13 protein-coding genes are annotated in these 23186 nt (G+C 71.6%); 4 read left to right on the forward strand and 9 right to left on the reverse strand.

The window, feature by feature from the left end; genetic code table 11:
* Positions 1 to 158 precede the first annotated feature (158 nt).
* Positions 159 to 1343: a DUF6068 family protein gene (locus JRI60_RS14585; RefSeq protein WP_204226437.1), complete on the forward strand. Its 1185-nt coding sequence runs from the start codon at positions 159 to 161 to the stop codon at positions 1341 to 1343.
* A gap of 30 nt (positions 1344 to 1373) precedes the next feature.
* Here JRI60_RS14585 and JRI60_RS14590 read toward each other — a convergent pair whose 3' ends face one another.
* The 7 genes from JRI60_RS14590 to JRI60_RS14620 form a co-directional block, all read right to left on the reverse strand.
* Positions 1374 to 2678, reverse strand: coding sequence for a TfuA-like protein (locus JRI60_RS14590; RefSeq protein ID WP_204226438.1), 1305 nt, complete (start codon positions 2676 to 2678; stop codon positions 1374 to 1376).
* Between the two features lie 11 nt (positions 2679 to 2689).
* Positions 2690 to 3862 (reverse strand): YcaO-like family protein, encoded by a 1173-nt coding sequence (locus JRI60_RS14595; protein ID WP_204226439.1) that lies wholly within the window; start codon positions 3860 to 3862, stop codon positions 2690 to 2692.
* A gap of 66 nt (positions 3863 to 3928) precedes the next feature.
* Positions 3929 to 6706 (reverse strand): type 2 lanthipeptide synthetase LanM, encoded by a 2778-nt coding sequence (lanM, locus tag JRI60_RS14600; protein WP_204226440.1) that lies wholly within the window; start codon positions 6704 to 6706, stop codon positions 3929 to 3931.
* Positions 6703 to 10608, reverse strand: a complete 3906-nt coding sequence (locus JRI60_RS14605) for a serine/threonine-protein kinase PknK (RefSeq protein WP_204226441.1) — start codon at positions 10606 to 10608, stop codon at positions 6703 to 6705. Before JRI60_RS14605 ends, lanM begins: the two co-directional genes overlap by 4 nt.
* Complete coding sequence (locus tag JRI60_RS14610; RefSeq protein WP_204226442.1) at positions 10596 to 12074, reverse strand: SagB family peptide dehydrogenase; 1479 nt, start codon at positions 12072 to 12074, stop codon at positions 10596 to 10598. The genes JRI60_RS14605 and JRI60_RS14610 overlap by 13 nt, the downstream gene beginning before the upstream one ends.
* Positions 12074 to 14314 carry a TOMM precursor leader peptide-binding protein gene (locus JRI60_RS14615; RefSeq protein ID WP_204226444.1) on the reverse strand — a complete coding sequence of 747 codons (2241 nt, stop codon included), beginning with the start codon at positions 14312 to 14314 and terminating at the stop codon, positions 12074 to 12076. Before JRI60_RS14615 ends, JRI60_RS14610 begins: the two co-directional genes overlap by 1 nt.
* 13 nt (positions 14315 to 14327) lie before the next feature.
* Positions 14328 to 14840, reverse strand: a complete 513-nt coding sequence (locus tag JRI60_RS14620) for a hypothetical protein (protein WP_204226446.1) — start codon at positions 14838 to 14840, stop codon at positions 14328 to 14330.
* A gap of 148 nt (positions 14841 to 14988) precedes the next feature.
* Here JRI60_RS14620 and JRI60_RS14625 point away from each other — a divergent pair, with 148 nt between their 5' ends.
* Positions 14989 to 16209 (forward strand): amidohydrolase family protein, encoded by a 1221-nt coding sequence (locus tag JRI60_RS14625; RefSeq protein WP_204226447.1) that lies wholly within the window; start codon positions 14989 to 14991, stop codon positions 16207 to 16209.
* Between the two features lie 39 nt (positions 16210 to 16248).
* Complete coding sequence (locus JRI60_RS14630) at positions 16249 to 18081, forward strand: S53 family peptidase (RefSeq protein WP_204226449.1); 1833 nt, start codon at positions 16249 to 16251, stop codon at positions 18079 to 18081.
* A gap of 12 nt (positions 18082 to 18093) precedes the next feature.
* Here JRI60_RS14630 and JRI60_RS14635 read toward each other — a convergent pair whose 3' ends face one another.
* Positions 18094 to 19509, reverse strand: coding sequence for a UdgX family uracil-DNA binding protein (locus tag JRI60_RS14635; protein WP_204226451.1), 1416 nt, complete (start codon positions 19507 to 19509; stop codon positions 18094 to 18096).
* Between the two features lies 1 nt (position 19510).
* Positions 19511 to 20761 (reverse strand): putative DNA modification/repair radical SAM protein, encoded by a 1251-nt coding sequence (locus JRI60_RS14640; protein ID WP_204226453.1) that lies wholly within the window; start codon positions 20759 to 20761, stop codon positions 19511 to 19513.
* 232 nt (positions 20762 to 20993) lie between these two features.
* Here JRI60_RS14640 and JRI60_RS14645 point away from each other — a divergent pair, with 232 nt between their 5' ends.
* Entirely contained in the window at positions 20994 to 23153 is a 2160-nt protein-coding gene (locus JRI60_RS14645; RefSeq protein WP_204226455.1) for a PAS domain S-box protein, read from the forward strand.
* The last annotated feature ends 33 nt before the right edge of the window (positions 23154 to 23186 follow it).

A 23186-nucleotide genomic window follows, 5' to 3' on the forward strand; every position in this document is an offset into this window, starting at 1 on the left:
ATCGTTCGTGGGCTCAAAGGGTTGTGGCACGACACCCGGACCGTCCGAGTCTCGGACGGTGTGCTCACCAATCGGACAGTGGATGGGCGGGGACGAGGGCCCGCGCGCGGCCCCGCGAAAGATGGGCGTGAATACACTCCGGGTGTATCAAGTCACACATGCCGATGCGCCACTCCTCCCTCCCCATCGCCGCGCTGCTGGGCGCGGCCCTGTCCTTCCTCCCGGGCTGTGAGAGCACGAAGTCGAGCAGCCCCTCTCCTTCAGACACCCAGGCCCAGGAGCCCGCTTCCATGCAGGCCGCTGACGCCTGGAAGCGCGCCCGTGTGGGTGACCGGGTCACCTACTCCTTCTCCGCGACCCAGGGACCCGAGCCCCGCGGCGGCGGCACCGCGCGCACCCTTGGCGGTCAGCTGACGCTGGAGGTGGTGGCCGTGCAGCAGCCCTGGGTCTGGGTGCGCCTGGCCTTCACCGACGAGGCCGGCAAGCCCCTGGCACACCCGCGGCTGGCTCAGGAGCTGCTCTTCCCCGTGAGCGCGGACACGACGCGCCCGCTCGACGTGCCCCGCCAGGGCGAGACCACCGCCGAGAAGCCCACCACCGCCGGCCGCACCTGGGAGGCCCTGCGCTACGTCAGCGACCAGCGCCCCGTGGACGGCCCCCTGCGCACGCGCGTGTACGCCAACGAGCCGGGCCCGCTCTACCTCACCCATGGCCTGCTCGACGCGAGCACCGAGTCGGCCGGCTTCCGCACCCCGGGCGGCTTCAAGCTGACGCTGCGCGAGTTCCGCGAGGGCTCGGCCGGTGCCAACGCCCCCGTACCCGCGCTGGAGCGGCCCCTGGGCCCGGGCGCGTACTACGACCGGCGCGTGGACGTGGAGCCCTCGCACGGTGTGCAGCGCGTGTGCTTCGCCGCCGAGCGCGGCTACATCCTGCGCACCGAGGGCCCCATCGACACCAGCACCGCCCCCTGCTCCGACTTCTCCCAGGCCGAGCCGGAGCCCCTCGAGGAGATGCTGATGAGCCTGCCCTGGGAAGCGCTGTCCTCGGGGGACTGGCCTCCCGCCTCCGCGGCGTCCGGCACCCGTGGCACCTTCACCGCGGAGGGGCGCAACGTGCCCGCCCTCACCGAGCAGCGCACCGAGAACGTCGAGGGCACCCAGCGCGTCTTCTCGGAGGCCTACGCGGCCGAGCCGTGGGCCCCGGCGCTCGCGGGCCTGCCCTATGAGGCGCGCTTCCAGCCGCTCGCCAGCGGCACCGAGCGCGTGGTCGCCGGTGGCAAGCGCGAGCCCGAGGGCGGCACGCGGCTCGTGCGGTGGGGCTCGTGGCTCGGGGGCCAGAAGTAACCAGGGGGGCACGCGGCAGACGCAGACAGGCTACAGCACTTCACGCATCCGTCTGGAGAGGGCGCGAGTCTCGACATGCTCGAGGATGGACGGCCACCAGGGCCTGGCCCGCGCGGAGTGCTCCAGCTCCCCCCACGTGTCGAACCCGTGGGCATGGGCCACCTCCTCCCGTGCGAGGTGCCAGTCCCGGGGCCGCGCCGCGAGGCCCGACGCACGCGCCCGCGAGGCCGCCTCGTGAATCGCCCGCCAGCGGAAGACCTCCGCGTCGAGCTCATGGGAGAGGTGAAGTTGCTGCCACAGCCTGTCCGCGAACAGGGCCTCGTGCGCGATGAACAGGTTCCACAGCTCGGCCAGTGCGAGCCGCAGCGCGAGCAGGGACCGCACCCCCTCTTGTTCCTTTTTCGAGGCGGCGAGCCGCGCCGTCGCGCCCCGCGCCGTGGGCAGCAGGAGCGGGGCAGAGAGGACCGAGGCCGCCAGCTCGTTCGTTCGGAGCCGCTCCGGAAGCTCCATCTCCGGACTGGCCGTCGCGATGGCGAGCGCATGACGGGTGTAGCGCCCGCTCATCAGATGCCACCGGGCGAGGGCTCGTCGGACCTCCGGGAGCTTCAGCCCCTCCAGCGCGTCCGGGCCTCGCTCGCGTGTGCGCTCCGCGAGGAGGGTTGGCGTCGCGCGCTCGCGCCGGGGGCCGCGCGCGCGGGCGGGTGGAGCCTTCAGACAGCGTGCGATGTAGCGCAGGCCCCGCCTCGCATCGTCCGCCTTGAGGTCCCACCGCGAGAGCAGCCGCTCCAGCCGCTTCGCGTCCTGGAGACCGGCCCTGGTCAGCAGCGCCCGCCAGGTCCGCTCCGCGTAGAAGGTCTCCTCCGCCACCCTCACGAGCCGCTCCGCCTCCGGACGCGTGAGGTGTCCCTGGCGCAGCGCGCGGGCCACGGCATGGCGCGCGTTCACCAGTGCGAGTGAGGTGGGGCGCTCGCCCTCCGGGTCGAACACGACGGCCACCTCGTCGTCGGACGTCAACGAACCCCGGCGGAACAGCCGGTAGATGGCGCCCACCCCGTGCATGCCCGCCGGCCAGCACTCGGCCGCGCGCAGCGCTCCCATGCTGGAGGCTCCCACGACTCGCGCTCCGTCCCTCACCACGTCGACGACCTCTCGCGGTGAGATGGCGTGCTCCTGCATGAAGACTCCGTCGACGATCAGGAAGACCGAGCGACCCTCCGCGCGCGCACGGTAGAGGTCTCCCCGCCGGACCGGTGGGCGGAAGTCGCCGCCTGGCAGCAGCGCCTCCGCCTCGCGGCGTGACAGGCTGGGTCCGAGATAGACGATGGGGGTGGGCATGGCGCGGTTCGTCACAGGAGGTGGCGCAGGCACCGCCAGTCCACGCGGCGCTGGTTGACGGTGAAGCACGAGAGCCCCGGGACGCGCACGCGCACGACGGGAATCCCGAGGTCCTTACGGGTCAGGTCCGTCACGATGACCCGCTCGAGCCCCGCCGCCCGGAGCCGTCCCAGGAGGAACTCCAGGTCGTCGCGCAGGTCCAGGGACTCGAAGGAGGGCGTGCGTGGGAAGAGGGCCACTCGGGCCGGGTCCAGCTCCTGGCGCCGGTGGGCCCTGCTCGTGGCGTGTGCGCCTTCCCACCGGACGTTGAAGGAGTCCCGCGCGCCTTGGATGAACCCGAGCCGCGCCTGCACGGCCTCGGTGATGGAGCGCAGGAGCGCGGCCGTGGCATGCGGCGCCGTTCCCCAGCCGGTGAACAGCATGGGGACGGGGCCGGCTGGGGTCGGATAGTCGTAGTCGGCGAGCACCGTCCGGAAGGTGGCGACCCCGAGGTCGCCGGTCGCGTCCTGCACCCGCGCGTCGAGCCCGGTTTCCCGCAGGCGGTCCAGCCATGCTCGGGCCTCGGTGGGAAGGCTCTCGGGGGCGACCGCGGCCAGCGGCGGCAGCGGCACTCCGGCGTCGCCGAACGCGGTCGTGAAGTCGAGCTGGCTCTGGACGTCCCGCTCGATGACCTCGCACAGCCCGTGCACGATGGCCTCGAGGAGGGTGTTGCCGGAGGCGAGGCCATTCGTGTCGACGTCGCGCAGGATGCCTTCCGACGGGGGGGTGAGCGCGAGGTCGGCCGCCATCCACACACGATCCCCGGAGACGAGGTCGTGGCTCTCGACCCAGGTGAATGTCTCGTCCGGCGCGTAGCGGGTATCCGCGGGCAGGTGGAGCGTCACCGGGTCGATGGGCCGCGCGGACTTCGCGCGGGAGAGCCGGGTGAAGCTGCCGCGCCGTGTGGCGCCCTTCGCGGCCTGCTCCGCCGATACCCGCTCCACCGCCTCCATGAGGGCGCTCACCCGGGCGCTCACCGCGTCCACGCCCTTGCCCAGGTGCGTGGTCAGGTCGCGGGCGAGCGGGGTGATGGCCGCGAACACCGGAAGGCGTATGGGGTCGAGCGGCGTCAGGTCCGAGAGCCGGGTGATGGGCACCCGCGCGCGGATGGCGAGCACCCGCGCCTCCGTCTCCTCGGCGCGCACGACGCGGGACGAGAGAGGTCCGACTTTCGGGCTGGGCGGGAAGGGCCGCATGTGCCGGGCTTCATATCACCCCGCCTCGGGCCCCTCGTGCCCGGACGTCTCCACCGCGGGTCTGACCAGCCGGAGCGAGGTCCACGCTTCGGGCTGGTGGAGGCCGAGCAGGGCGCGGAGCAATGCGCAGAGTCCTCCGAGCACGGACAGGTCGTGCTCATCCGCTTCCAGGCGGTCGGGGAACCAGCGCCCATGCAGGCGATGGCCCGCCACCAGCAGCTGGCCGAGGCGGAGCGCTTCCTGGAACAGCGCTGGCTCGCGCAGCTCCCGCCCCGCCGTGAGTGCCAGCTCCAGGGACTCCAGACACGTGGAGCCCACCTCCGCCCGCCGCAGCACACGTCGGGCTCCGGTGAGCACGGCCGCGCGTGCCGTTCCGTCTCCGAGTGCGATGCGCGATAGCGGTGTGCCGGAGGTCTCGCTGCCCGTCGTGTGTCCTCGCGCCAGGGGAGCATCTGGAAGCCGTAGTCCGCAGAGCGCGAGTGCGCTGGCGGCGTCCGGCAGCCCCGGGACGTGGAGCGAGACGGGCGTGGCGCCGCGCTGGAGCCGCTGCTCGAGGGCCCTCGCCAGCCTCCGGGCGGGACCGGTGGCGCCACAGGCGCGCAGCACGAGCAGCAGTCCCGGAGCCCCCGTCACCAGGTCGAGCGAGGCCAACTCCGCCAGCCTCTCGACGGGGAGCGTTCGGGCCCTCGCGCGCGCCTCGCGGGCGAGCTCCGCCAGCCCCAGCGCGGCGGCGCAGCGGTGCAGGGCGTAGAGACGCGCACCGATGCCGCGAAAAGCGCCCACCTCGACGGTGCCATCCGGTGCGCGCGTCCATGGACCTTCGTGGTCTTGTCCGAGCGTGGCCCGCGCTGGCTCCAGCGCCGCGAGCGCCGCGTCCCGGAACCGGGGGAGACGGCTGGCCGCGGCCAGCTCCGCCAGCGCGATGGCCACGCCCGCCGTGCCCGAGAGCAGGTCCGGTCCGAGCACGTCCAGCTGGCGGAGCTTGTAGTGAGGCTCGTGCCTCAGACCGAGCCAGGCGAGCCCGTCTTCCCCCGCGAATGACTCGCGCAGCAGGACGTCGCCAACGGAGATGGCTTCGGTCAGCCAGTCCGGGATGCTCCTTCCGGGCCGGAGCGGCGGGCGCGTGGGTGGCACCGCGGTGTGGTGGCCGCTGGCCAGCGTGGACCGGAGGAGGGCGTCGTGGCGTGCGAGCGGGAACGTGTCCAGCGCCCGGAGCCGTTCCCGGAGGCGCTCCATCGCGGTGCCTTCGAAGAAGCGCGTACGGATTGGTTGGCCTCCAGGCCCCAGGAGCGCGTCATCGCCGGGGTGGCAGGTGAAGTACGGAATCTCCAGCGCGCGCAGGGCTTCCAGCTCCTCCCGGGCCGCCGCCTTCAGGGCCCGGGCCCGCGGTCGACCCTCACCGGCGAGCAGCAGACTCCCGAGCTCCTCCTCGTGGAGCTTCGCGCTCGCGAGCACACGCGGCTCCGACAGCACCTCCAGGATGCGGTGGTACGTCCAGGTGTCGCGGTGGACGTAGCGGACCGGCAGGCGGGCCAATCCGCGCAGGGGGCTCGTGCTCGCTTCCAGGCGGGCCCGGTTGGCGCGCAGCGTGGCGTGCATCGCCTGGTATCCCTCGCGCAGCGCCTCCAGGTGCTCCGCCGCCCGCCCGGGACGCCCGTCGAAGCTCGGCACGTGTCGGGCATGGGTCTCCACCGCGTAGCCGTCCCGGCAGGGCCGGCGGCGGCCCTCCAGCGCGTCGCGCACCGGCTCGAATGGAAGGGGGAGGAGGAAGGCGCGCACGGGCGTCAGCGCGCCGAGGTCCTCCGCTGGAACGCCCGGAGCCAGGCCGAACGGCGCGGCCAGCAGTCCCAGCGGGGCCACCGACTCGGACAGGAAGTCCTCCGCCGCCTGCCTCGCCGTGCCGGACGCGAGACTCGCCAGCCGGGGCTGTAGCACCATCTCCAGGTCGACGAGGACGGGGTGCTCGCCATGCGCGACGAGGTTGTCGAGCCAGAGATCCTGCGCTTCCAGCAACTGCATGAGGCGCGCGAGCATGCCCGCGCGCAGGTAGAAGCGCTCCACCCCCGCGGCCGTCCCACAGGGCACCGCGTCGACGTACTCCTCCCAGGCATGGCCCCGGCGGCACAGCACGGTGTGCACATGGAGTCCCAGGGGCAGCCCGGCGTCGTTCAGCAGTGCGTACAGGTCCAGCACCGCCCGGGTGACGCGCAAATCCTTGGGCTTGTACACGACGCGGCGGCCGTCCTCGAAGCGCAGCACCGCCACCGCGCGGCCTCCCGCGTGCAGGTCTCCCGCGTCCCCGTCCACATGGGCGAGGGCTCCTGGCGCGCGCCCTTCCCACATCGCTCGTCCCAGTGCTTCCCGGTCCGCCGAGAGCCGTGAGAGCAGCTCCCGGACGTGGGCGCGCCAACGCAGGAAGGTGCCGCCCATCCGCTCCGCCAGGACGGGGTAGGCGGAGAAGCGCTCCCGCCACGCGTTCACCTCGGGGTCCAGTCCACCGCCGGGCCCGAGCGCCTCCTGGCTCCGCCACTCCAGGGCCAGCACCTTCAAGCACGCGCGCAGGAGTCGCCTCGAGAGGAGCAACACCAGGTCGCGGCGCGCGGAGGGAAGCACCCGGACCCTGGCTCGCGCGAGGTCGCGCCCGAGCTCCACGTCCGCCGCCGCCAGCAGCCCCGCCATGGCGGACTGCCCGGGAGGGCCCTCCCAGGCCGCGAGGGCCGGGTCCGAAGCACGAGCCGCTCCGCGCAGCAGCGTCTCCAGCGCCCGCCGGGAGGCCTCGCCGTGTCGGCTCACTTCGCCGGGAAGCCGGGCGCTTCCATGGCGGCCCAGCGCGCCGGGTCGCGGATGCCGGCCGCCTTCAGGATAGCGTCCGCCTCCTCGATGAGCCGTGCTCCCGCCTCACCGCCGGTGAGCTGCCCCCTGCGCCTGCGGATGGATGCGGCGTGCAGCGGCATCTCCTGGCGCTGGAAGTCGGCCTCGGCGCCGTCCAGGTGCTGGATCGCGTCCGAGGTCTTCCCGTCCAGCGCCGCCTCTGTCGCCCGCAGGAGTCGTGCTTCCACCCGCGCGTCCGGCCGGTGCCGCATCCCCTCGAATTCCCGGAGGTCGCGGCGGGCCACGGCACGGAAGCGCTCGCGCTCGGCCGGGTGCGACGCGGCCATGGCCAGCGCCGTCCCCGCGCGGATGCGCAGGGCGTAGATGCGGAAGTAGAGCTGCCCCAGCACGAAGTTCGCCTCTCCCACCGGCCAGGCCTTCTCCAGCCGCGCCCAGGCCCTCTCCGGCGCGTCCTGGTACAGGTCGCACCGCGCGCTCTCCAGCACGGCATAGAGGTTCTGCGGCGTGAAGCGCTCGCGGCTCCACCCGTTGGCCAGGGTCTCCAGCTTCGCCAGCGCCTCGTCCGGGGTGTCCTCCGCCACCCGGGCGGGGGCCAGGTGGATGTGCATCCACGCGGCCGCGTACCGGTTGTGGTTCTGCTCCGCGAAGCGCAGCCAGCGGTTTCCGATGGCCGCCAGCTCCCGCAGCTCGCCCAACATCTTCAACACGTACACCCGGCACGAGTACGTCTGGTCCAGGTCCGCCATCACCCCGGTGCACTCGTTCTCCAAAATCCGGATGGCCTCCGCGAGCAGTGCGTCGGAGCGCCGCCAGTTGCCCAGCGTCATCTCGATGGAGCCGTGGACGTACCGGAGGAACCCGGTGAGGGCCGGGTTGCCCAGGGCCTCGGCCCGGCGTGCGCCCTCCTCCAGGAAGCGGGCGCCGCGCTTCACGTCGGCCGGTCCGCCGCGAGCGTGCATCACCGCCGCCAGCGCCAGGAGGCCGTTGATGGTGCGCACCTCGTCTCCCGCCTCGGCGGAGAACTGGGCGTTGCGCACGGCGAAGTAGCCCATGCGCATCATGTCCTGCACCGCCAGCCCCCGGGCCGCGCTCCAGGTCGCGCTCACCCGCCGGCGCAGCAGCGGGGACACCTCTTGCGGCGAGACGTGGCGGACGCGCTTGCCGAAGAGCACGAAGCGCAAGCTGTGGAAGAGGACGCCCGCCATCGTCCACGCAGTGTTGGACGGGTAGGTCAGCCGCGCTTCCGCCAGGAGCTGCTTCAGCACGGGCTCGCCCACTTCGAGCTGCCCGGTGAGGAGGTACTGCTCCGTGCCGCGTCGGCGGAGGTCGAAAGCCCGCTCGCCGTGCACCAGCGCCGCCGCTTGGAGGTACAAGGGCGCCGCTTCCGCGCCGCGCCCCGCGTTGACGAGTGCGTCCGCCCGCTTCTCCAGGAGGTCCGGGTCGTGAGGGGTGCACTCCAGCGCCTCGGCGTAGAGGGCCGCGGCGCGCTCGAAGGCCAGGGCACTCGCGGCGCGGTCCGCCGCCTTCGCCGCGTACGGGCCCGCCTTCTCCGGCCTGCCGGCGCCCCGGAAGTGCCGCGCCAGCCGCTCCGCCTCCATGCCGCCCGTCTCCTCCAGCAGCTCCGCCAGCCGCAGGTGGTGGGCCTTCAGGGCCTCGGGCGACAGGCTCGCGTACACGGTCTCGCGGATGCGATCGTGGTAGCACTCCGCCGTGTCCTCGTCCCGGGGCCCATGCGTGGTGACGAGGTTCGTGGCCCGGAGCTGGGTCCACGGGGTGTGGGGGTCCGTGGTCAGCTCCGCCGCGCGGAAGGCGAGCCCCCGCGGTACCGGCTGGCCAGCCACGGCCACCGTCGCCAGCAGGCGCGCCGGCTCCGGTGCGAGCTTGCCCACCCGGGCGAGCACCACCTGCTCCACGGTCGCCGTTCCGGCCTGGGCGAGCGGCGCCTCGCCCTGCTCCTGCACGTACTGCGTCAGCGCCTCGATGAAGAAGGGGTTGCCCCGCGCCTCGCGGGCGAGGGTGGCCGCGCGTGCATCCGCCGCGTCCGAGCCCAGCAGCGCCGCCGCGAGCTCACGGCCCTCCGCCTCGGACAGGGGGGCCAGCGCCACCTCCCGCACGTCGAGCTCGTTGCCCGGTGCCGCGGCGAGCTTGCGGTGCGCCTCCAGCAGCCCGGCGGCGATGCCCTCGCCAGTGCGGTAGCAGCAGAGCAGCAGCATGCGCGGCGTACCTGGCGCCTCCTGCAGCTCGCTCAGCGCCTGCGCGGTGTCCACGTCTCCCCAGTGGAGGTCGTCCAGGTGCAGCATCAGGGGCGCCGTGTTGCCCAACCGTGCCAGCAGCTCCTTCAACGCGCGGAAGGCGCGCAGGCGCAGCTCCTGCAACTCGCGGCCCGCCTCCAGCACCGCGGGCTCCACCTTCGGGAAGGACTCCACCTGCCGCAGCACCGGGAAGATGCGCAGCAGCTCCGGCAGGTGCTGGGGCACCAGCGTCGTCACCACCGGCGGGGGGAGGGTGCGCAGGTAGCGGGAGAGGGCGTCGATGAGGCTGTCGAAGCCCTTGTACGGCACCGACTCGCGCTCGTAGCACCGGCCGCTCAGCACCACGCTGCCCGGCCGCCGCGCGCCGAGCCCCTCGGCGAAGGTGCGCACCAGCGCCGTCTTGCCCATGCCGGAGGGGCTGTGAAGGTGGACCACCACGGTTCGTCCCGACGCCATGGTGTCATACGCGGCGAGGAGGGACTCCAGCGGGCCCTCCCGGCCAACCAGCTCCTGGGCACGTGGGGCGCGCGGGGCGCTGACCGCCAGGCCCAGCCGCCGCAGCACCTCCTGGCCCGAGGGGCGGAGCGTGGGCTCCACCTGCACCAGGTCCATGGCCAGCGTGCGGAGCTCCTCGGGTACCAGGGGCGAGGGGGCCAGGGGCGTTGCCTCCTGGTTCACCTGCTCGCGCAGCTTGCCGCGCCGGAAGGACTGTCCCCCCGCGAGCGCCTCGTACAGCATCACCCCGAAGGCGTACCAGTCGGTGGCCTCGGAGCTGGGCTGGCCCATGAGTTGCTCCGGGGAGATGTACGCGGGCGTCCCGGCCAGCTCTCCGGTGGACGGCTCCGACCGGTCGCTGGCGAGGCCGAAGTCGAGCAGCACCACGCGCCCGCTCTTCTCCACCATGACGTTGCGGGGCTTGATGTCGCAGTGGACCTTCCGCGAGGAGTGGAGCGCGAAGATGCCGAGCGCCAGCTCGCCGAAGATGCGCCGCAGCTCGTCGATGGGGAGCACCGGCTGGCTGGGCCGGAGCGCGGGCGCGGGCGGTGAGGTCACGACGGCGGCCGGCGAGAGCTTGACCTGCGTCACCGTCACGTCCGTGGTGCTCGTGGCCGGAGCCGGCGCGGGCGTCTGCTCCGAGACTCGCTCGGCCTTCACGGTGGCGGCCGAGAACACCTTCGCGTCGGGGGTGACCGTCACGGTGGCGTCGGAGCCGGATTTCGGCTCCTCGGAGACGCTCGCCGCCGCCGCCAGGGCCCCACGGTTCAGCAGCGACCAGAGGCTCTCACCCTCGATGAACTCCATGGTGAAGAACCACTTGTCGTCCGCCTCCATCAACTCGTGGAGGGAGACGAGGTTGCGGTGGGTGACGTTGGCGACGTAGCGGAACTCGTTCTTGAGCCGCAGCAGAGCCCCCGGCTCCATGCGGTGGAGCGTCTTGAGGGCCACGGTGTGGCCGCGCACGGTGTCTCGCGCCTTGTAGACGACGCCCATGCCACCGGCCCCCACCCGTTCCACCACCTCGTACCGGCCCAGCCGCTGCCCAGGCGTGAGCAGCTCCGTGTCAGGACTCGTGTTGTCCGAGCCCGTGCTGCTTGTTCTCACCGGTTCCATGGTTGGCGTCTCCTTCGAACGGCTGGAGGATACCGCCGCCGAGCCCCGGGACGTAAGCGAGGCGTCGGCGCGCTGCCGATGACCAGCTCCGCGACGGACGTCTCTTCCTCTCCCAGGGTGATGGCGGCGCGCTCGAAGGTGTCGGGATTGCCCCAGCCCACCATGCAGGAGGCCAGCCCCATGGCGGTGGCGGCCAGGGTGAGCGTCTGCAGGAGGACGCCCGCGTCCTTGAGGATGCAGGCGTAGGCGAAGCCCTCGTATTTGTACGAGACGCGCTGGAAGCGGGCGGCGAGCACGAGCAGCACCTGAACGGGTGAGCGGCCCTGGCGCGCGTCCGCGAGCAGCGCCCGCACCGGCGCCGTCAGCCCGGCGCGAGGCTCCAGGCCGTGGGAGAGCGGCTCGTAACGGTAGAGGCCGGGGGGGAGTCCTTCACAGGTTCCCACCGCCACGTAGATTTCCAGCGGGTGGAGGGCTCCGGCGGAAGGGCTCGGGCGCAGGGTGCGCTCCTCGGGCCCCTCGGGGTGCAGCTCGCGCACGCGGGCGGCGCGAAAGAGGAGCTCTCCGAGCTGGTCTCGGTCGAGGGGTGGGGTGCCGTAGCGGCGTTCGCTGCGGCGGAGCTCCAGCACGGAGGTGAAGGTCGGATCCTCCCGGGTGAGCGCGTCCAGGTCCGGTCGGGGCAGGGGGAGGACGGGGCTCCGGGGCGGGACGACGGCCGGGAGTTGCGGGACGCGGCCCGCCAGTCGGTACGTGGCGCCCAGGGGTTGGCCGCGCTGGGGGCGGCGCGTGCGGGTGTGGAAGAGCAGGTCGTGGAACTCCCAGAGCCGCAGGGCGGGGTGGCGCTCCTCCTCGGTGTCTCCCTCCGTGTCCGACGCCACCAGCAGTCGGGTCCGTGCGAGCAGGGCCACCAGCGCCCTCGCCGCGCGGCCGTTGCCTCGCGCATGGCCCGCCGCGTCGCGCGCCGTGGTCGGGGCGGCGAGCGCCGCGAGGACGGGGAGCGCCGCGGGGGCGAGGTGGACGCGCGCGCGGACGCGGGGGCTCTCCAGGGCGAGCGCCCCACCTTCCCGGCGGAGGTAAGCGAAGCGGGAGAGGCGCAGCGCCTGTTCCGGTGGAGGAGGCTCGGGCTGCAGCTCGAAGTGCTCCGAGAGTGGCTCCAGCGTGGCGAACGTGCCCGCGCGACCGTGGATGACGTAGCGCAGGAGTCTCCGCCCCGCGAGCCACCGGAGCACCAGGTGCAGGTGGGCCTCCGCCTCCAGTCCTCCCCGGCTCGCGCGCTCCAGCACCGCGTCCTCGGAGGCGCCGCGCCCCTGGAGCAGCCGGAGGGCGCTCTTGGTGGCCGCGGGAAGAAGTCCCAGGGAGACGTCGCCCTTGCCGTCGCGCGCCCGAAGGTGGCCTCCCCGCGTCCGGAGGAAGGCCGCCCCGGGGACGAGGGCGAGCCAGGGCGAGAGGTGGGCCCGGGCCCGGTTCATCAGAAGAAGACTCCCAGGGGGTTGAGCCTCTCCTCCGGCGTGGGGCGGGGGAGCCAGCCGAGCTTCACCGGCACGTCATACAGCCGTCCCGGCCCGAAGCGCGGCCACAGGTGGCGCAGCCCGGGGACGATGACGCGCACCACGCGCAGGCCCACGTCGGGCCGCGTCTGGTCCAGCACCAGCGTCTCCAGGCCCCGCCGCCGCGCCCGCTCCACGCACGCGCGCACGTCGTCGCGCAGGTCACTCGTGGCGACATCCGGGTATGCGCGGGCCTCGAGCGCGGGGACGTCCGCGGGCGCGAGGTGGGGCTGGTTCTCCAGCGTGGACTCCTCCAGCCAGCGGGTGAGCTGCTCGTCGACGGACGGCCCGGCGCGGAGGTCCCTCCCGGCCAGCGGGAGGAATTGGTTCATCTCGGTGATGGCGCGCTGGACGCCGAGGCGGGCCTCCAGGTGCGCGCCAAAGCCCACGCAGAGGCGCTCGGGGCCGCGAGTGCGGCGCGAGACGGCGGCGAAGGCGGGGATGCCGAGGTCCGTGGTGAGGTCCAGCACGTGGAGCTCCCGCCCGAGGTGGTGGTACGCGTCCGCGAGCTGCTCGAGCAACGGGTCACCGAAGCCCTCCAGCGCCACCCGGGGACGGCGCGCGCGGTTGTACCACCAGAGGGACACCGCATCGCGCTCCACCAGCTCCAGGAAGCCCTGGAGGATGGCTTCCTCCAGGCTGGTGCCCGCGGCGCACCCGTTGGAGTCGGCTCCGCAGAAGGGCGCGTCCGCCTCCGGGTAGCCGTAGTAGCAGTACGCCGTGGGCACGTAGCGGCGGGCCTCGTGCGTCAGCGACCAGACGGGAGTCCAGTCGATGCGGAGCGACGCGTCGAAGGGCTGGGGGACGTGCTCGTGGCGCGGGCGGGCGGCGTTCCACGCTTCTCGCTCGCGGTACTGGCGCTCGCTGAAGAGCAGCAGTTGGCGCGGCTCCACCGCGGCCCCGTCCAGCGCGCGCAGGGGGGCGCGCCTGCGGGCCTCGTCTCCCTGGAAGACGCCGCAGTAGCGCTCCAGCGCTTCTCCCAGCGCGCTGGCCTTCGCCTGGGGGAGGGTGGCGCCCTTGCCGGTGCTGAGGGCGCGCGCGGTGTCGAGCAGCGCGTCCGGTGCCACGCGGCGCGCGCGGTTGAGGCCCGCGTTGATGACGGGCAGCCGCTCGTCCTCCACCCCGGGAAGCGGCTCCAGCAGGTGCACCACGCCCGTCACCGGGCTGACGTGGTGCTGGTAGCGGGCCAGCATCGCCTCGGGGCCTAGCGCCCGGTGGCCGCCGTCGGAGGTGAAGGCCTTGGGGCGAGGCTGGAGCCGGAGCGGGCGCCGCTGCCCCGCGGCGACGAGCCCCGGTGCTCCACAGGTGGGGCACTGCGGGCGCCGCACGACGACGTGGTGCTCGGCGCGCAGCCGCGTCGAGTCCAACGCGACGAGCGTCCCCGCCAGTCCGTCGTCCCCGGTGACGAACAGCCGCCCGAGGGCGGAGGCCAGCAGGTGGGCCATGGCGCGGAGGGGGCCTTCGGGTTCTCCGCCCCGCGCCGTGCGTGTCCGCCCCGGCATGGGGGGCGGCAGGTTGGCGCGCAGCCGCTGGGCGAGACACTCCCAGCACGCGGTGGTGCCCGGGACGAAGCGGGGGCCCAGCCAGGCCACCGTCCCCGTGGGACGCGCCAGCACCCACGGAGTGCCCGTCCGCAGTGCCTCGCGGTTCAGCGCCTCCAGCGGGGCCTGGAGGTAGTCCTCCACCAGGACGAGCGTCAGGGCCGCGCCTCGCCGAGTGGTGCGCAACCCCTCCACACGGAGCGCTTCGCGCACGAGGCGCGCGGGCACGTCACCGAGCGCCCGCACCTCCAGGGCCGACGCCTTCAGCGCCGCGGCCGCCACTCGCGCGGACACGCCTTGCGCGTGCCAGTGCGCGGCGAGCCCCGCGGGCACCTCCGGTTCGGCCTCGATGAGGAAGCCCCGGGTGACGAGCTGCTCCAACGCGTAATGGACCTCGGCCGCGGTGTGCCGCCGGGTGAGCACCTGGATGAGCTGGTCCACCGTCCGCCGCCCGTCGATGAGGCGGGCCAGCTCGAAGTAAAGATGTCCCCGGAGCCGGACCCGAGCTCCTCCGCCATCGAGCAGGACGTCTTGTGGTGGGAGGGGCTCCACCCGCAGGTGCGCCTTGAAGGCGGGGACCTCGAGGAGCCCGGAGGCCGGGGAGGTGGGGGCGCGCTGCACGCGGGCAACGCGCTCAGAAGGCGCAGGTGTTGGTGCAGCTCTTCGGCCGCGCGCGACCGTCCTCGTGGGTGATGTCACCCACGGACTCGCTCCCGGCGCTGCCCGGCTTGTGAGGAAGGCTGAGCGTCACCAGGGGCCTGCCCGTGCCCTGCCGGATGGAGTACTCGAAGTCGGGGAACAGCGACAGGTTGTATTCCTTGAACACGTCCGCCGGCGCGCTCTTGAGCCTCTCCATGAAGGCGGGGTCGCTCCAGGCGCGGGCGACGATGCGCGGCCAGGTCTTCATCCACGAAGTATCGGCCTCGTTCCCGAGCTGGGTCTTCTGGCCGCGACCCCCTCCTCGGGCCTTTGCACCACGCGTCGTGCGCTTGCTGGCCGGGGCCTTTCGGGCGGGTGGCTTGCGCGCCGGAGACTTGCGCGCTGGAGACTTGCTCGCAGACGTCTTGCGCGCCGGAGACTTGCTGGCGGCGGTCTTGCGAGCCTTTACCGCGGGGGCTGCGCTACGGCTGCTCTTCTTGGTGGCCATCTCCGCTCCTTCGAGGGGCGGCGGATACTAACAACGGCTTGTCGAGATCCGCAATGCGTCACTCCTCGCGTCCCCGTGTGCTCGAATGGTCCGGTCCTCGTGGCGAAGCTATGCTCCGCGTCACGTCGTTCGGGGAGAGACCGAGGGAATGGCGAAGCGACAGAGAATCCTGGACGTCGATGCGCACGTGGTGGAGCCGGGCCACCTGTGGACCCGCTCCCTGCCGCGCGGGTTTCGCGAGCGCATGCGGCTGCGGACTCCCGAGCCTCGCGCGCGCACGTGGGAGGAGGAGGTGGAGTGGCGGGCGCGCCTCGTGCTCGCGTGCGAGCGGGAGGGGCTGGACGTGGAGGAGGTGGAGGAGGCGATGGCGCGGGCGGAGCCCGGCATCCAGTACCTGGAGGTGGATGGAGAGCCGCTGTTGCCGGATGTAGCGCGGAAGATCTGGGGGACCCTGGCGGCCAGGGGCTTCACCCAGTACCTGCCGCTCATCCGCGGCGGCTTCGACGGCGCCTCCTTCTCTGAGGTGATGCGGACCATGGGCGTCGAGCGGGCCTTCTTCTACCCCACCGTGTTTCTCCTGCTCCTGGGGGTGGACGGGATGGAGCCGCGGTTCGCGGTGGCCCTGATGCGCGCCTACAACGACTGGCTGCGGAGCTTCTGCGCGGCTGACCCGGACTTCCTCCAGGGCGTGGGCGCGCTGTGCCGGCATGATCCGGCGGCCATGGTGCACGAGGTGGAGCGTGTCGCGCGGTGGGGCTGGAAGGCGGTGACGGTGCACCCGCAGAAGGTCAAGGGGCGGCTGTTGAACGACCCCGCCTTCGAGCCCTTCTGGACGCGGTGCGAGGAATTGGGCATCGCGGTGGGCCTCCATGGGGGCGCGCACATCCGGCTACCCGACGCGGGGGACGGCCACGTCCACACGCAGTTCGGCATCCATACCGCGGCCAACCCGATGCAGTTGACGTTCGCGCTGCTGGCCCTGCTGGAAGGAGGGGTGCTGGAGCGGCACCCGGGCCTGCGGGTGGGCCTGCTGGAGGCGGGGTGTGGCTGGTTGCCCTATTGGCTCTGGCGGCTGGACGCCGCCTACGCGCGGGACGGGTGGACGGTGTCCGAGCACGTGCGCCGCAAGCCCTCGGAGTACTTCGCCAGGCAATGCTTCATCACCTGCGAGCCCTCGGAGCCGGGCATCGAGCAGGTCATCGACGCGGTGGGTGAGGACTGCGTGCTGTACGCCTCTGACTTTCCCCACCTGGACCACCCGCCGCACATCCAGGAAGACGCCTCCCTGCTGGTCGAGCGATTGGGCTCGCGGGTGGCGGGAAAGATTCTCTGGAACAATGGATGCCGGTTCTATGGCGTGCGCGATTAGGCACGTCTCCTCGAAACAACACCAGACAGCAAACCTCCCGTGACGACCAAGCCCCGCGCTCCCAGACGCCACTCCGTCATCCCTCCCCAGGCGAAGCTCCGCCTCCGGCCGCAACTTCAACGGGTTCTGGAGAAGTTGCGGCCCCCGAAGCCGCGGGTCGCCAGGCCACCGGGTAAGGCGGCGGAGGACTCCGCTCCCATCACCGTCACCCTGGCGCTGCGGCGGCAGCGGGACCTGCCCGCCCTGAAGTCCCTGGCGGATCTGTCGCCCGCCCGGCGCAAGTACCTGGGGGCGGAGGAGCTGAAGGACTTCGGCGCCTCCCAGGAGGATCTCGAGGCGGTGGAGGCATACGTCGCCCAGAAGGGGCTGGACATCGAGCGGGTGTTTCCGGCCGCGGCGATGGTGGTGGTGCGCGGAACGCCGAAGGCGGTGGCCGAGGCGTTCATGCCGCCGGGCGCCGCCGGTGACTTCGTCGAAGCCTCCATTCCCTCCGAGCTGGCCGGGAGGGTGCGCTGGATCTTCGGGCTGGACGCCCGGGAGCTGTCGCGGCCCTCGGCCTTCTTGCGCAGCCGCAGGGAGCCGCTGCCCAAGTCGATCGCCAGGAACGCCTACCTGAAGGAGCTGCTGGTGCCCCGGGGGCACGTCGCTCCCGACGTCGCGCGCTTCTACGGTTACCCGGAGCTGCGGGGGGAGGGGCAGTGCGTGGGGCTCCTCCAGCTCGGAGGGGGCGCCAGCGAAGAGGACCTGAAGATGTACTTCAAGGCCCTGAAGCTCGAGCTCCCGGAGATCGTCTACGTCGGTGAGAACATCCGGGGCCGTGGCCGCTTCAACGTGGAGGTGACGTTCGACATCGCCCTGGTGGGCGCGGTGTGCCCTCGCGCGAGAATCGCCGTCTACAACTCGCATGACGTCAGCGTGAACGGCATCCTCGTCGCGCTGTGCATGGCCCTCTTCGACGAGGTCAACAAGCCCTCCGTGCTGTCGATGAGCTGGTCCTTCCCGGAGATCGCCGGCCAGGGGCCGACGAAGCTCGAGACCGAGATCTTCGACGAGCTGTTCGCCCTGGCGGCGTGGAGGGGCATCTCGGTGTGCATGTCGAGCGGTGACAGCGGGGCGCTCACGCCCATCGGCTACCCCGACGGAAGGCCCACGGCGGTTCCCGCGGCCAACTTCCCCGCCAGCAGCCCGTACGTCCTGGCCTGTGGAGGAACGACGCTGCTGGTGAAGGACGGCGCCATCCACTCGGAGGTCGTCTGGAACTCGCTGACCCGGCCCATGCTGTTCCTGAACACGCCGGGCGGGGACTCCGCCTTCCCGTACCCGATGGCGACAGGCGGTGGCATCAGCTGCTTCTACGAGCGCCCGGTGTACCAGAAGCACGCGCACGTCCCTCCGCGGGTGGACTGCTACTGGTTCATCGGGCATCTCGAGCGGGTGGAGACGTTCCACGGGCGGGGCACGCCGGACGTGTCCGCCAGCGCGGACTGGATGACGGGTTATGAGTTCATCTTCCAGGGCAAGTGGAACACGATGGGCGGCACGAGCGCCGCGGCCCCGATGTGGGCCGCGTTGCTGACGCTGATGAACGAGGGGTTGGAGGCCAACCACGGGCCCGGGGCTCGCGTGGGATGGATCAACCCGTATCTCTACCGGCTCTGCCTCGAGGAGGGCACGGATGTGTGCCGGCCCATCCACCAGGGAAACAACGGCGGCTTCCAGGCCCACCCGGAGCGGCGCTGGAACCCGTGCACCGGGCTGGGGTCGCCGGACGGGAAGAAGCTCTCCGCGGCCCTGGGCGCCTGGCCGGTGAAGTCCGCGCCGGTGCGCGCGGTGGCCGGCGTGGCGGCGTGGCGGCGGGGGCGACGGAAGTAGGCGGAAACGTCGTCAGTGGCCCTCGCGCGCCCCGGCCATGGCCCTCAGCGTCTCCGCCGCCTTGCGCAGGTCCTCCTCGAAGTGGGCTCGGGCTCTTGCCCGGGCCGCGTCATCCGGCATGCGCAGGAGCGCCGAGGGGTGGAACGTCGCCATCCAGGCCGGCGCCCAGGGGGTCTCGAACACCTGTCCCCGGCTCAGGTTGATGCGAAAGCCCGGCCCCAGGAAGGCCTGTGCCGCCGTGGCTCCCAGACAGACGATCATCCGTGGCTTCACCTGCGCCACCTCCGCGTCCAGCCACGCCTTGCACGCGAGCACCTCGCGCCGGCCGGGCTTCGCGTGCAGGCGCTGCTTCTCGTCCCCCGTCCATCCGAAGTGCTTCACCGCGTTGGTGACGTAGAGCTCCTGGCGGTCGAGCCCCACACGCGCGAGCACCTCGTCCAGGAGCTGTCCCGCCGGGCCGAGGAAGGGCCGGCCCTGGCGATCCTCGGTGTCTCCGGGCTGCTCTCCCACCAGCATCAGCCGCGCCCCCACGGGGCCCTCGCCGAACACCGTGCGCGTGGCGCGCTCGTGCAGCGGGCACGCCTCGCACCCCCGCGCCGCTTCGGCCAGCGAGCCCAGGTCCCGGTGCGCGGGCAGGTACCGGCTCGCGTCGGACTCCTCCAGACGCGGGCGCACCATCTTCGCCGTGCGCTCGGGCGCGCCGCGCACCAGCTCCGGAATCAGCCGCGCCTCGGGCAGCGTCGGCCAGTGCTTCCGGGGCATCTCCGCGCGCATGGCCCGCACGTTGAGCCGCGCCGGGTTGAAGGTGGAGGCGTAATACGTGCTCCACATCTCCTCCAGCACGTCCCCCTCGGGTGCCTCCGAGCGCGGCACCCCGGGCCCATACGTGAGTGCCTTCAAATCCCATGACACGCTCGCGTCCGGGGTGAGGATGCTCCAGCGCATGGAGGGGAAGCGCCGCGCGAAGAAGGGCGCCACGTGGTGCACGATGAGGTGGTCCGGCCGGTGCCACGCGATGAAGTGCTCCTCACCCTCGCGCTCCACCTTCCGGAAGCGCACGAAGGCCTTCATCTTGTGCGCGTCGCGCCGCACGGCCTTGGCGAGCGTGAGCAGCCGGTACACGTCCGGGTCGCTCTCCACCTCCAGCAGCTTGCGCTCGCCATGGGTGAGCCGCCACAGCACCCGGTAGAGCATTCCCCATCGCTCGGGCGAGCGGTGACACGCCACGCGCCCCGCCAGCTCCAGGAAGGCCGGGGGCACGCTCAGCCCCGCCACGGGGGCACTCGGGGGCGGTGTCTCCACCGCCAGGAGCGAGGCCTGCCGCTGCCGCTCCTCGGAGAAGAGGACGCCGTCCGGCGGCACGCCGCGCACGAGCAGCCCCCGCGCCACCTCGCGGAAGGAGTCCAGGTCCGCCACCTCCACCCGCATGTCAGAGCTCTCCCGTGCGAGCCTCTTGGGCCGCGGTGAACAGGGACAGCTGGGTGGGCTCGGGCTTCACCCTCTCCACAAGCCGCTCCGAGTCCAACAGCAGCGTGGGCCGGTGGTCCGCCGTGATGACGAAGGGTTTGACCCGGGTGAGCGGCACCCGGAGCCGTGCCAGATCCGCGAGGGTGATCCGGTGCCAGCGGCGGATGCGGATGAGCCGGTCCACCGTGCGCACCCCCATGCCTGGCACGCGCAGGAGGTGCTCACGCGGCGCGCGGTTCACATCCACCGGGAACGACTCGCGGCGGCGCAGCGCCCAGGCGAGCTTGGGATCCATCTCCAGGGACAGGTCCGGGTGCTCGGGCGGCGCGAGCTCGTCCACGCGGAAACCATAGAAGCGCAGGAGCCAGTCCGCCTGGTACAGCCGGTGCTCGCGCACGAGCGGCGGGGACTTCGCCGGCAACCGCGCGTCCACACGCGGGATGGGGCTGTAGGCCGAGTAGTACACGCGCTTGAGCTTGAAGCGCGTGTACAGCCGGCTCGCGGTGTCGAGGATGGCGGCGTCCGGCGTGGGCGTCGCGCCGACGATCATCTGCGTGCTCTGCCCCGCGGGAGCGAACTTCGGCGCCAGGGGGCTCTCCTCGCGCTCGGCCCTGGACTGCTCCACGCGCGTGGAGATCTCCTTCATCGTCTCTCCCGTGACGGCGAAGCTCTTCTCCGGCGCGAGCTTCTTCAAGTCCCCCTCGGTGGGCAGCTCGATGTTGGCGCTCAGGCGGTCCGCGTGCCGCCCCGCCCGGTCGATCAGCTCCCGGGACGCGCCCGGCACCGCCTTGAGGTGGATGTAGCCCTGGAAGCCGTGCACCTCGCGCAGGGTGCGCGCCACCTCGATGAGCTGCTCCATGGTGTAGTCCGGACTCTTGATGACGCCGGAGCTCAAGAAGAGGCCCTCGATGTAGTTGCGCTTGTAGAAGTCGAGCGTGAGTTGCACCACCTCCGCGGGCGTGAAGCGCGCCCGGGCGGTGTCGCTGGAGATGCGATTGATGCAGTATTGGCAATCGTAGATGCAGAAGTTGGTGAGCAGGATCTTCAGCAAGGACACACACCGGCCATCCGGCGTGTAGCTGTGGCAGATGCCCATGCCCTCCACACTGCCCAGACCCTCCTGGGAGGCCTTGCGCTTGCCACCGCTGCTCGAGCACGAGGCGTCGTATTTGGCGGCATCGGCGAGGATCTCCAGCTTCTTGCGCACGTCCATGCGTGAAGTCTAGCCACCCACACTGACGTGAGATGTCTCGTGTCTTCGACGCACCGTCCTGACCGTGTTGGCAAGGGGTTGCCTGCCTGTCTGTCTTCAATCAGCCTGCGGGAGGGCGGGTCCTCGCCTGGTTGACTGGCCTGGACCTCCTGGCTCCGTGCCGGGTGGCTGGTACCAGCCCGCCAGGAGGCTTATCCAATGGTGTATGGCCACCCAGGAGACTCCAGACAGGATGACTCAGGGGGCTTCCCTCCAGGTACGGGGACGCGAGCAGGGCCGTGAGGAGGAGCCCGAGGGCCGCGCCTCGCGGCTCGAGGCGGAGCTCGAGCGAACCCAGGAACTGCTCGAGCGCCGCAACCGGCAACTGGAGATCCTGGCGCTCGCGGCGAAGGACCTCAACTCGAGCTTCCACGAGCTGGACATCATGCGACGGCTCGTCTGGATGGCCATGGAGTTGGTGGACGCTACCGAAGGCGTCTGGGGACGGCTGGTCGACGGCCGCATGGTCATCATGGAGTCCCTGTGGCGCGAGGGGAGGGTGATCGAACCCCGTCACGTCGCTTTCGATCCGAACGTGGGGGTTCCCGGCCACGTGATGGTCACCGGGGAGCCCTACATCTCGAACGATGCGGCCAATGATGAGTATACCCTGCCGCAGCTCCAGAAAGCCCGGGGCTTCTACAACCTCATCGACCTGCCCATCTTCGCCCGCTCCGGGGAGCTGCTGGGTTGCTTCGAGCTCCACAACAAGAGGGACCACCAGCCCTTCACCAAGGAGGACCAGACGCTCCTCGAGGCGCTGAGAGCCCTTGCCGGAGTGGCCCTGGAGAACACGCGCCTCTTCGACAAGGTCCAACTCGAGCGCAGGACCCTGGAGACGATCGTGCAACAGATGCCAGCGGGATTCATCCTCGCCTCGGCTCCGTCGGGAAGGGTCGTCTACTCCAATCAGGAGTCGGAGCGCCTCTTGATGCATTCGGGGGTGCTGCCCAAGAGCCAGGAGCAGTACTCCCAGTGGGGAGCCGTTCATCCGGATCTCACTCCCTACAAGTCCGAGGAGTATCCGCTGGCCCGGGCCCTTCGTGAAGGCAAGACCCTCAAGGACGAGGAGGTGCTGTACCGCAGGGGCGACGGATCACTCACCCACCTCTCCGTCATGGCGGCGCCGATCCGCGATGCGGAGGGCCAGATCACCGAGGCCGTCTGTGTCTTCATCGACATCGCGGGGCGCAAACAGGCCGAGAGGAAGCTCGAGGAGAGCGAGAACAAGTTCCGGCGGATCTTCGAGTCCAACCTGATCGGCATCGTCTTCGGTGACATCGCGGGAGGCCTCCAAGACGTGAACGAATACTACGCCAGTCTCATCGGCGTTCGCCGGGAGGATGTCCTCGCGGGCAAGGTCCGCTGGGATCTCATCACGCCGCCGGAGGACCTGGAGAAGGACAGGGCCGCGGCGCGGGAGATGCTCGAATCACCCGCGGGTGTCTGCACCCCTTACGAGAAGCGATACATCCTCTCGGACGGCCGCGTCGTGTGGATCCTCCTGGGGTGTGCCTTCATCGATGCGGAGCGCTTCAGGAACGTCGCGTTCGTCATCGACATCACGCAGAGCAAGGAGTCCGAGGACCTGCTCGCGAGGAGCCTCGTCAGTGAGCAGATGGCCCGGGAAGAGGCGGAGACCGTCCTGTCGCAGCTTCGGGTCGAGAGAACGCTGCGCGAGCAGTTCGTGTCGGCCCTCAGTCATGATCTCCGCACACCTCTGACCGCGGCGAAGATGAGCGCCCAGCTCATTCCCCGCCAGCCGAATCTGCCCGACAAGGTCTACTCACTGGCCGCCCGGGTGAGGCAGAACATCGACCGTGCGGACCAGATGATCACCGACCTCCTGGATGCGAACCGCATCCGGGGGGGCCTGGGGCTGCCCATCGAGCTGGCTCCCTGCGATCTCTGGCGGGTGGTGGCCGACGCGCTGGAGGAGCTCTCGACCGTTCACGGGGATCGGTTCCTCCTGGTGGGAGAGGATCGGCTCCAGGGCAACTGGGATGCGAAGGCCCTGCGCAGGCTCGTCGAGAACCTCTGCGGCAATGCCGTCAAGTACGGAGACCCGACGCGGCAGGTGACCGTGAGCCTGAGGCAGGACGGCGACCTGGCGGAACTGGCCGTCCACAACTGGGGAAATCCCATCCCCGTCGAGGAGCAGGAGCACCTCTTCCACTACTTCACCCGTGCGAAGAGCGCGGAGGCCAGTGGACAGACGGGCTGGGGAATCGGGCTGACGCTCGTGCGGGGAGTCGCCGAGGCGCATGGCGGAAGCGTCGGCGTGGAGAGCACCCGGGAGAGGGGGACCACCTTTCGCGTACGCCTCCCCAGGAAGGCGAAGCTTCACGAGTGAAGCGCTTGACGGATTTGTTGCTCAGCTCCCCGG

The organism is Archangium violaceum (assembly GCF_016887565.1).
Taxonomy (GTDB): Bacteria; Myxococcota; Myxococcia; order Myxococcales; family Myxococcaceae; genus Archangium; species Archangium violaceum_B.

Coding starts and splice junctions, on each gene's coding strand:
- JRI60_RS14605 (WP_204226441.1), bottom strand. CDS start 10,608: ATGGAACCGGTGAGAACAAGCAGCACGGGCTCGGACAACACGAGTCCT.
- JRI60_RS14625 (WP_204226447.1), top strand. CDS start 14,989: ATGGCGAAGCGACAGAGAATCCTGGACGTCGATGCGCACGTGGTGGAG.
- JRI60_RS14610 (WP_204226442.1), bottom strand. CDS start 12,074: ATGAACCGGGCCCGGGCCCACCTCTCGCCCTGGCTCGCCCTCGTCCCC.
- JRI60_RS14635 (WP_204226451.1), bottom strand. CDS start 19,509: ATGCGGGTGGAGGTGGCGGACCTGGACTCCTTCCGCGAGGTGGCGCGG.
- JRI60_RS14640 (WP_204226453.1), bottom strand. CDS start 20,761: ATGGACGTGCGCAAGAAGCTGGAGATCCTCGCCGATGCCGCCAAATAC.
- JRI60_RS14590 (WP_204226438.1), bottom strand. CDS start 2,678: ATGCCCACCCCCATCGTCTATCTCGGACCCAGCCTGTCACGCCGCGAG.
- JRI60_RS14585 (WP_204226437.1), top strand. CDS start 159: ATGCCGATGCGCCACTCCTCCCTCCCCATCGCCGCGCTGCTGGGCGCG.
- JRI60_RS14645 (WP_204226455.1), top strand. CDS start 20,994: ATGACTCAGGGGGCTTCCCTCCAGGTACGGGGACGCGAGCAGGGCCGT.
- JRI60_RS14620 (WP_204226446.1), bottom strand. CDS start 14,840: ATGGCCACCAAGAAGAGCAGCCGTAGCGCAGCCCCCGCGGTAAAGGCT.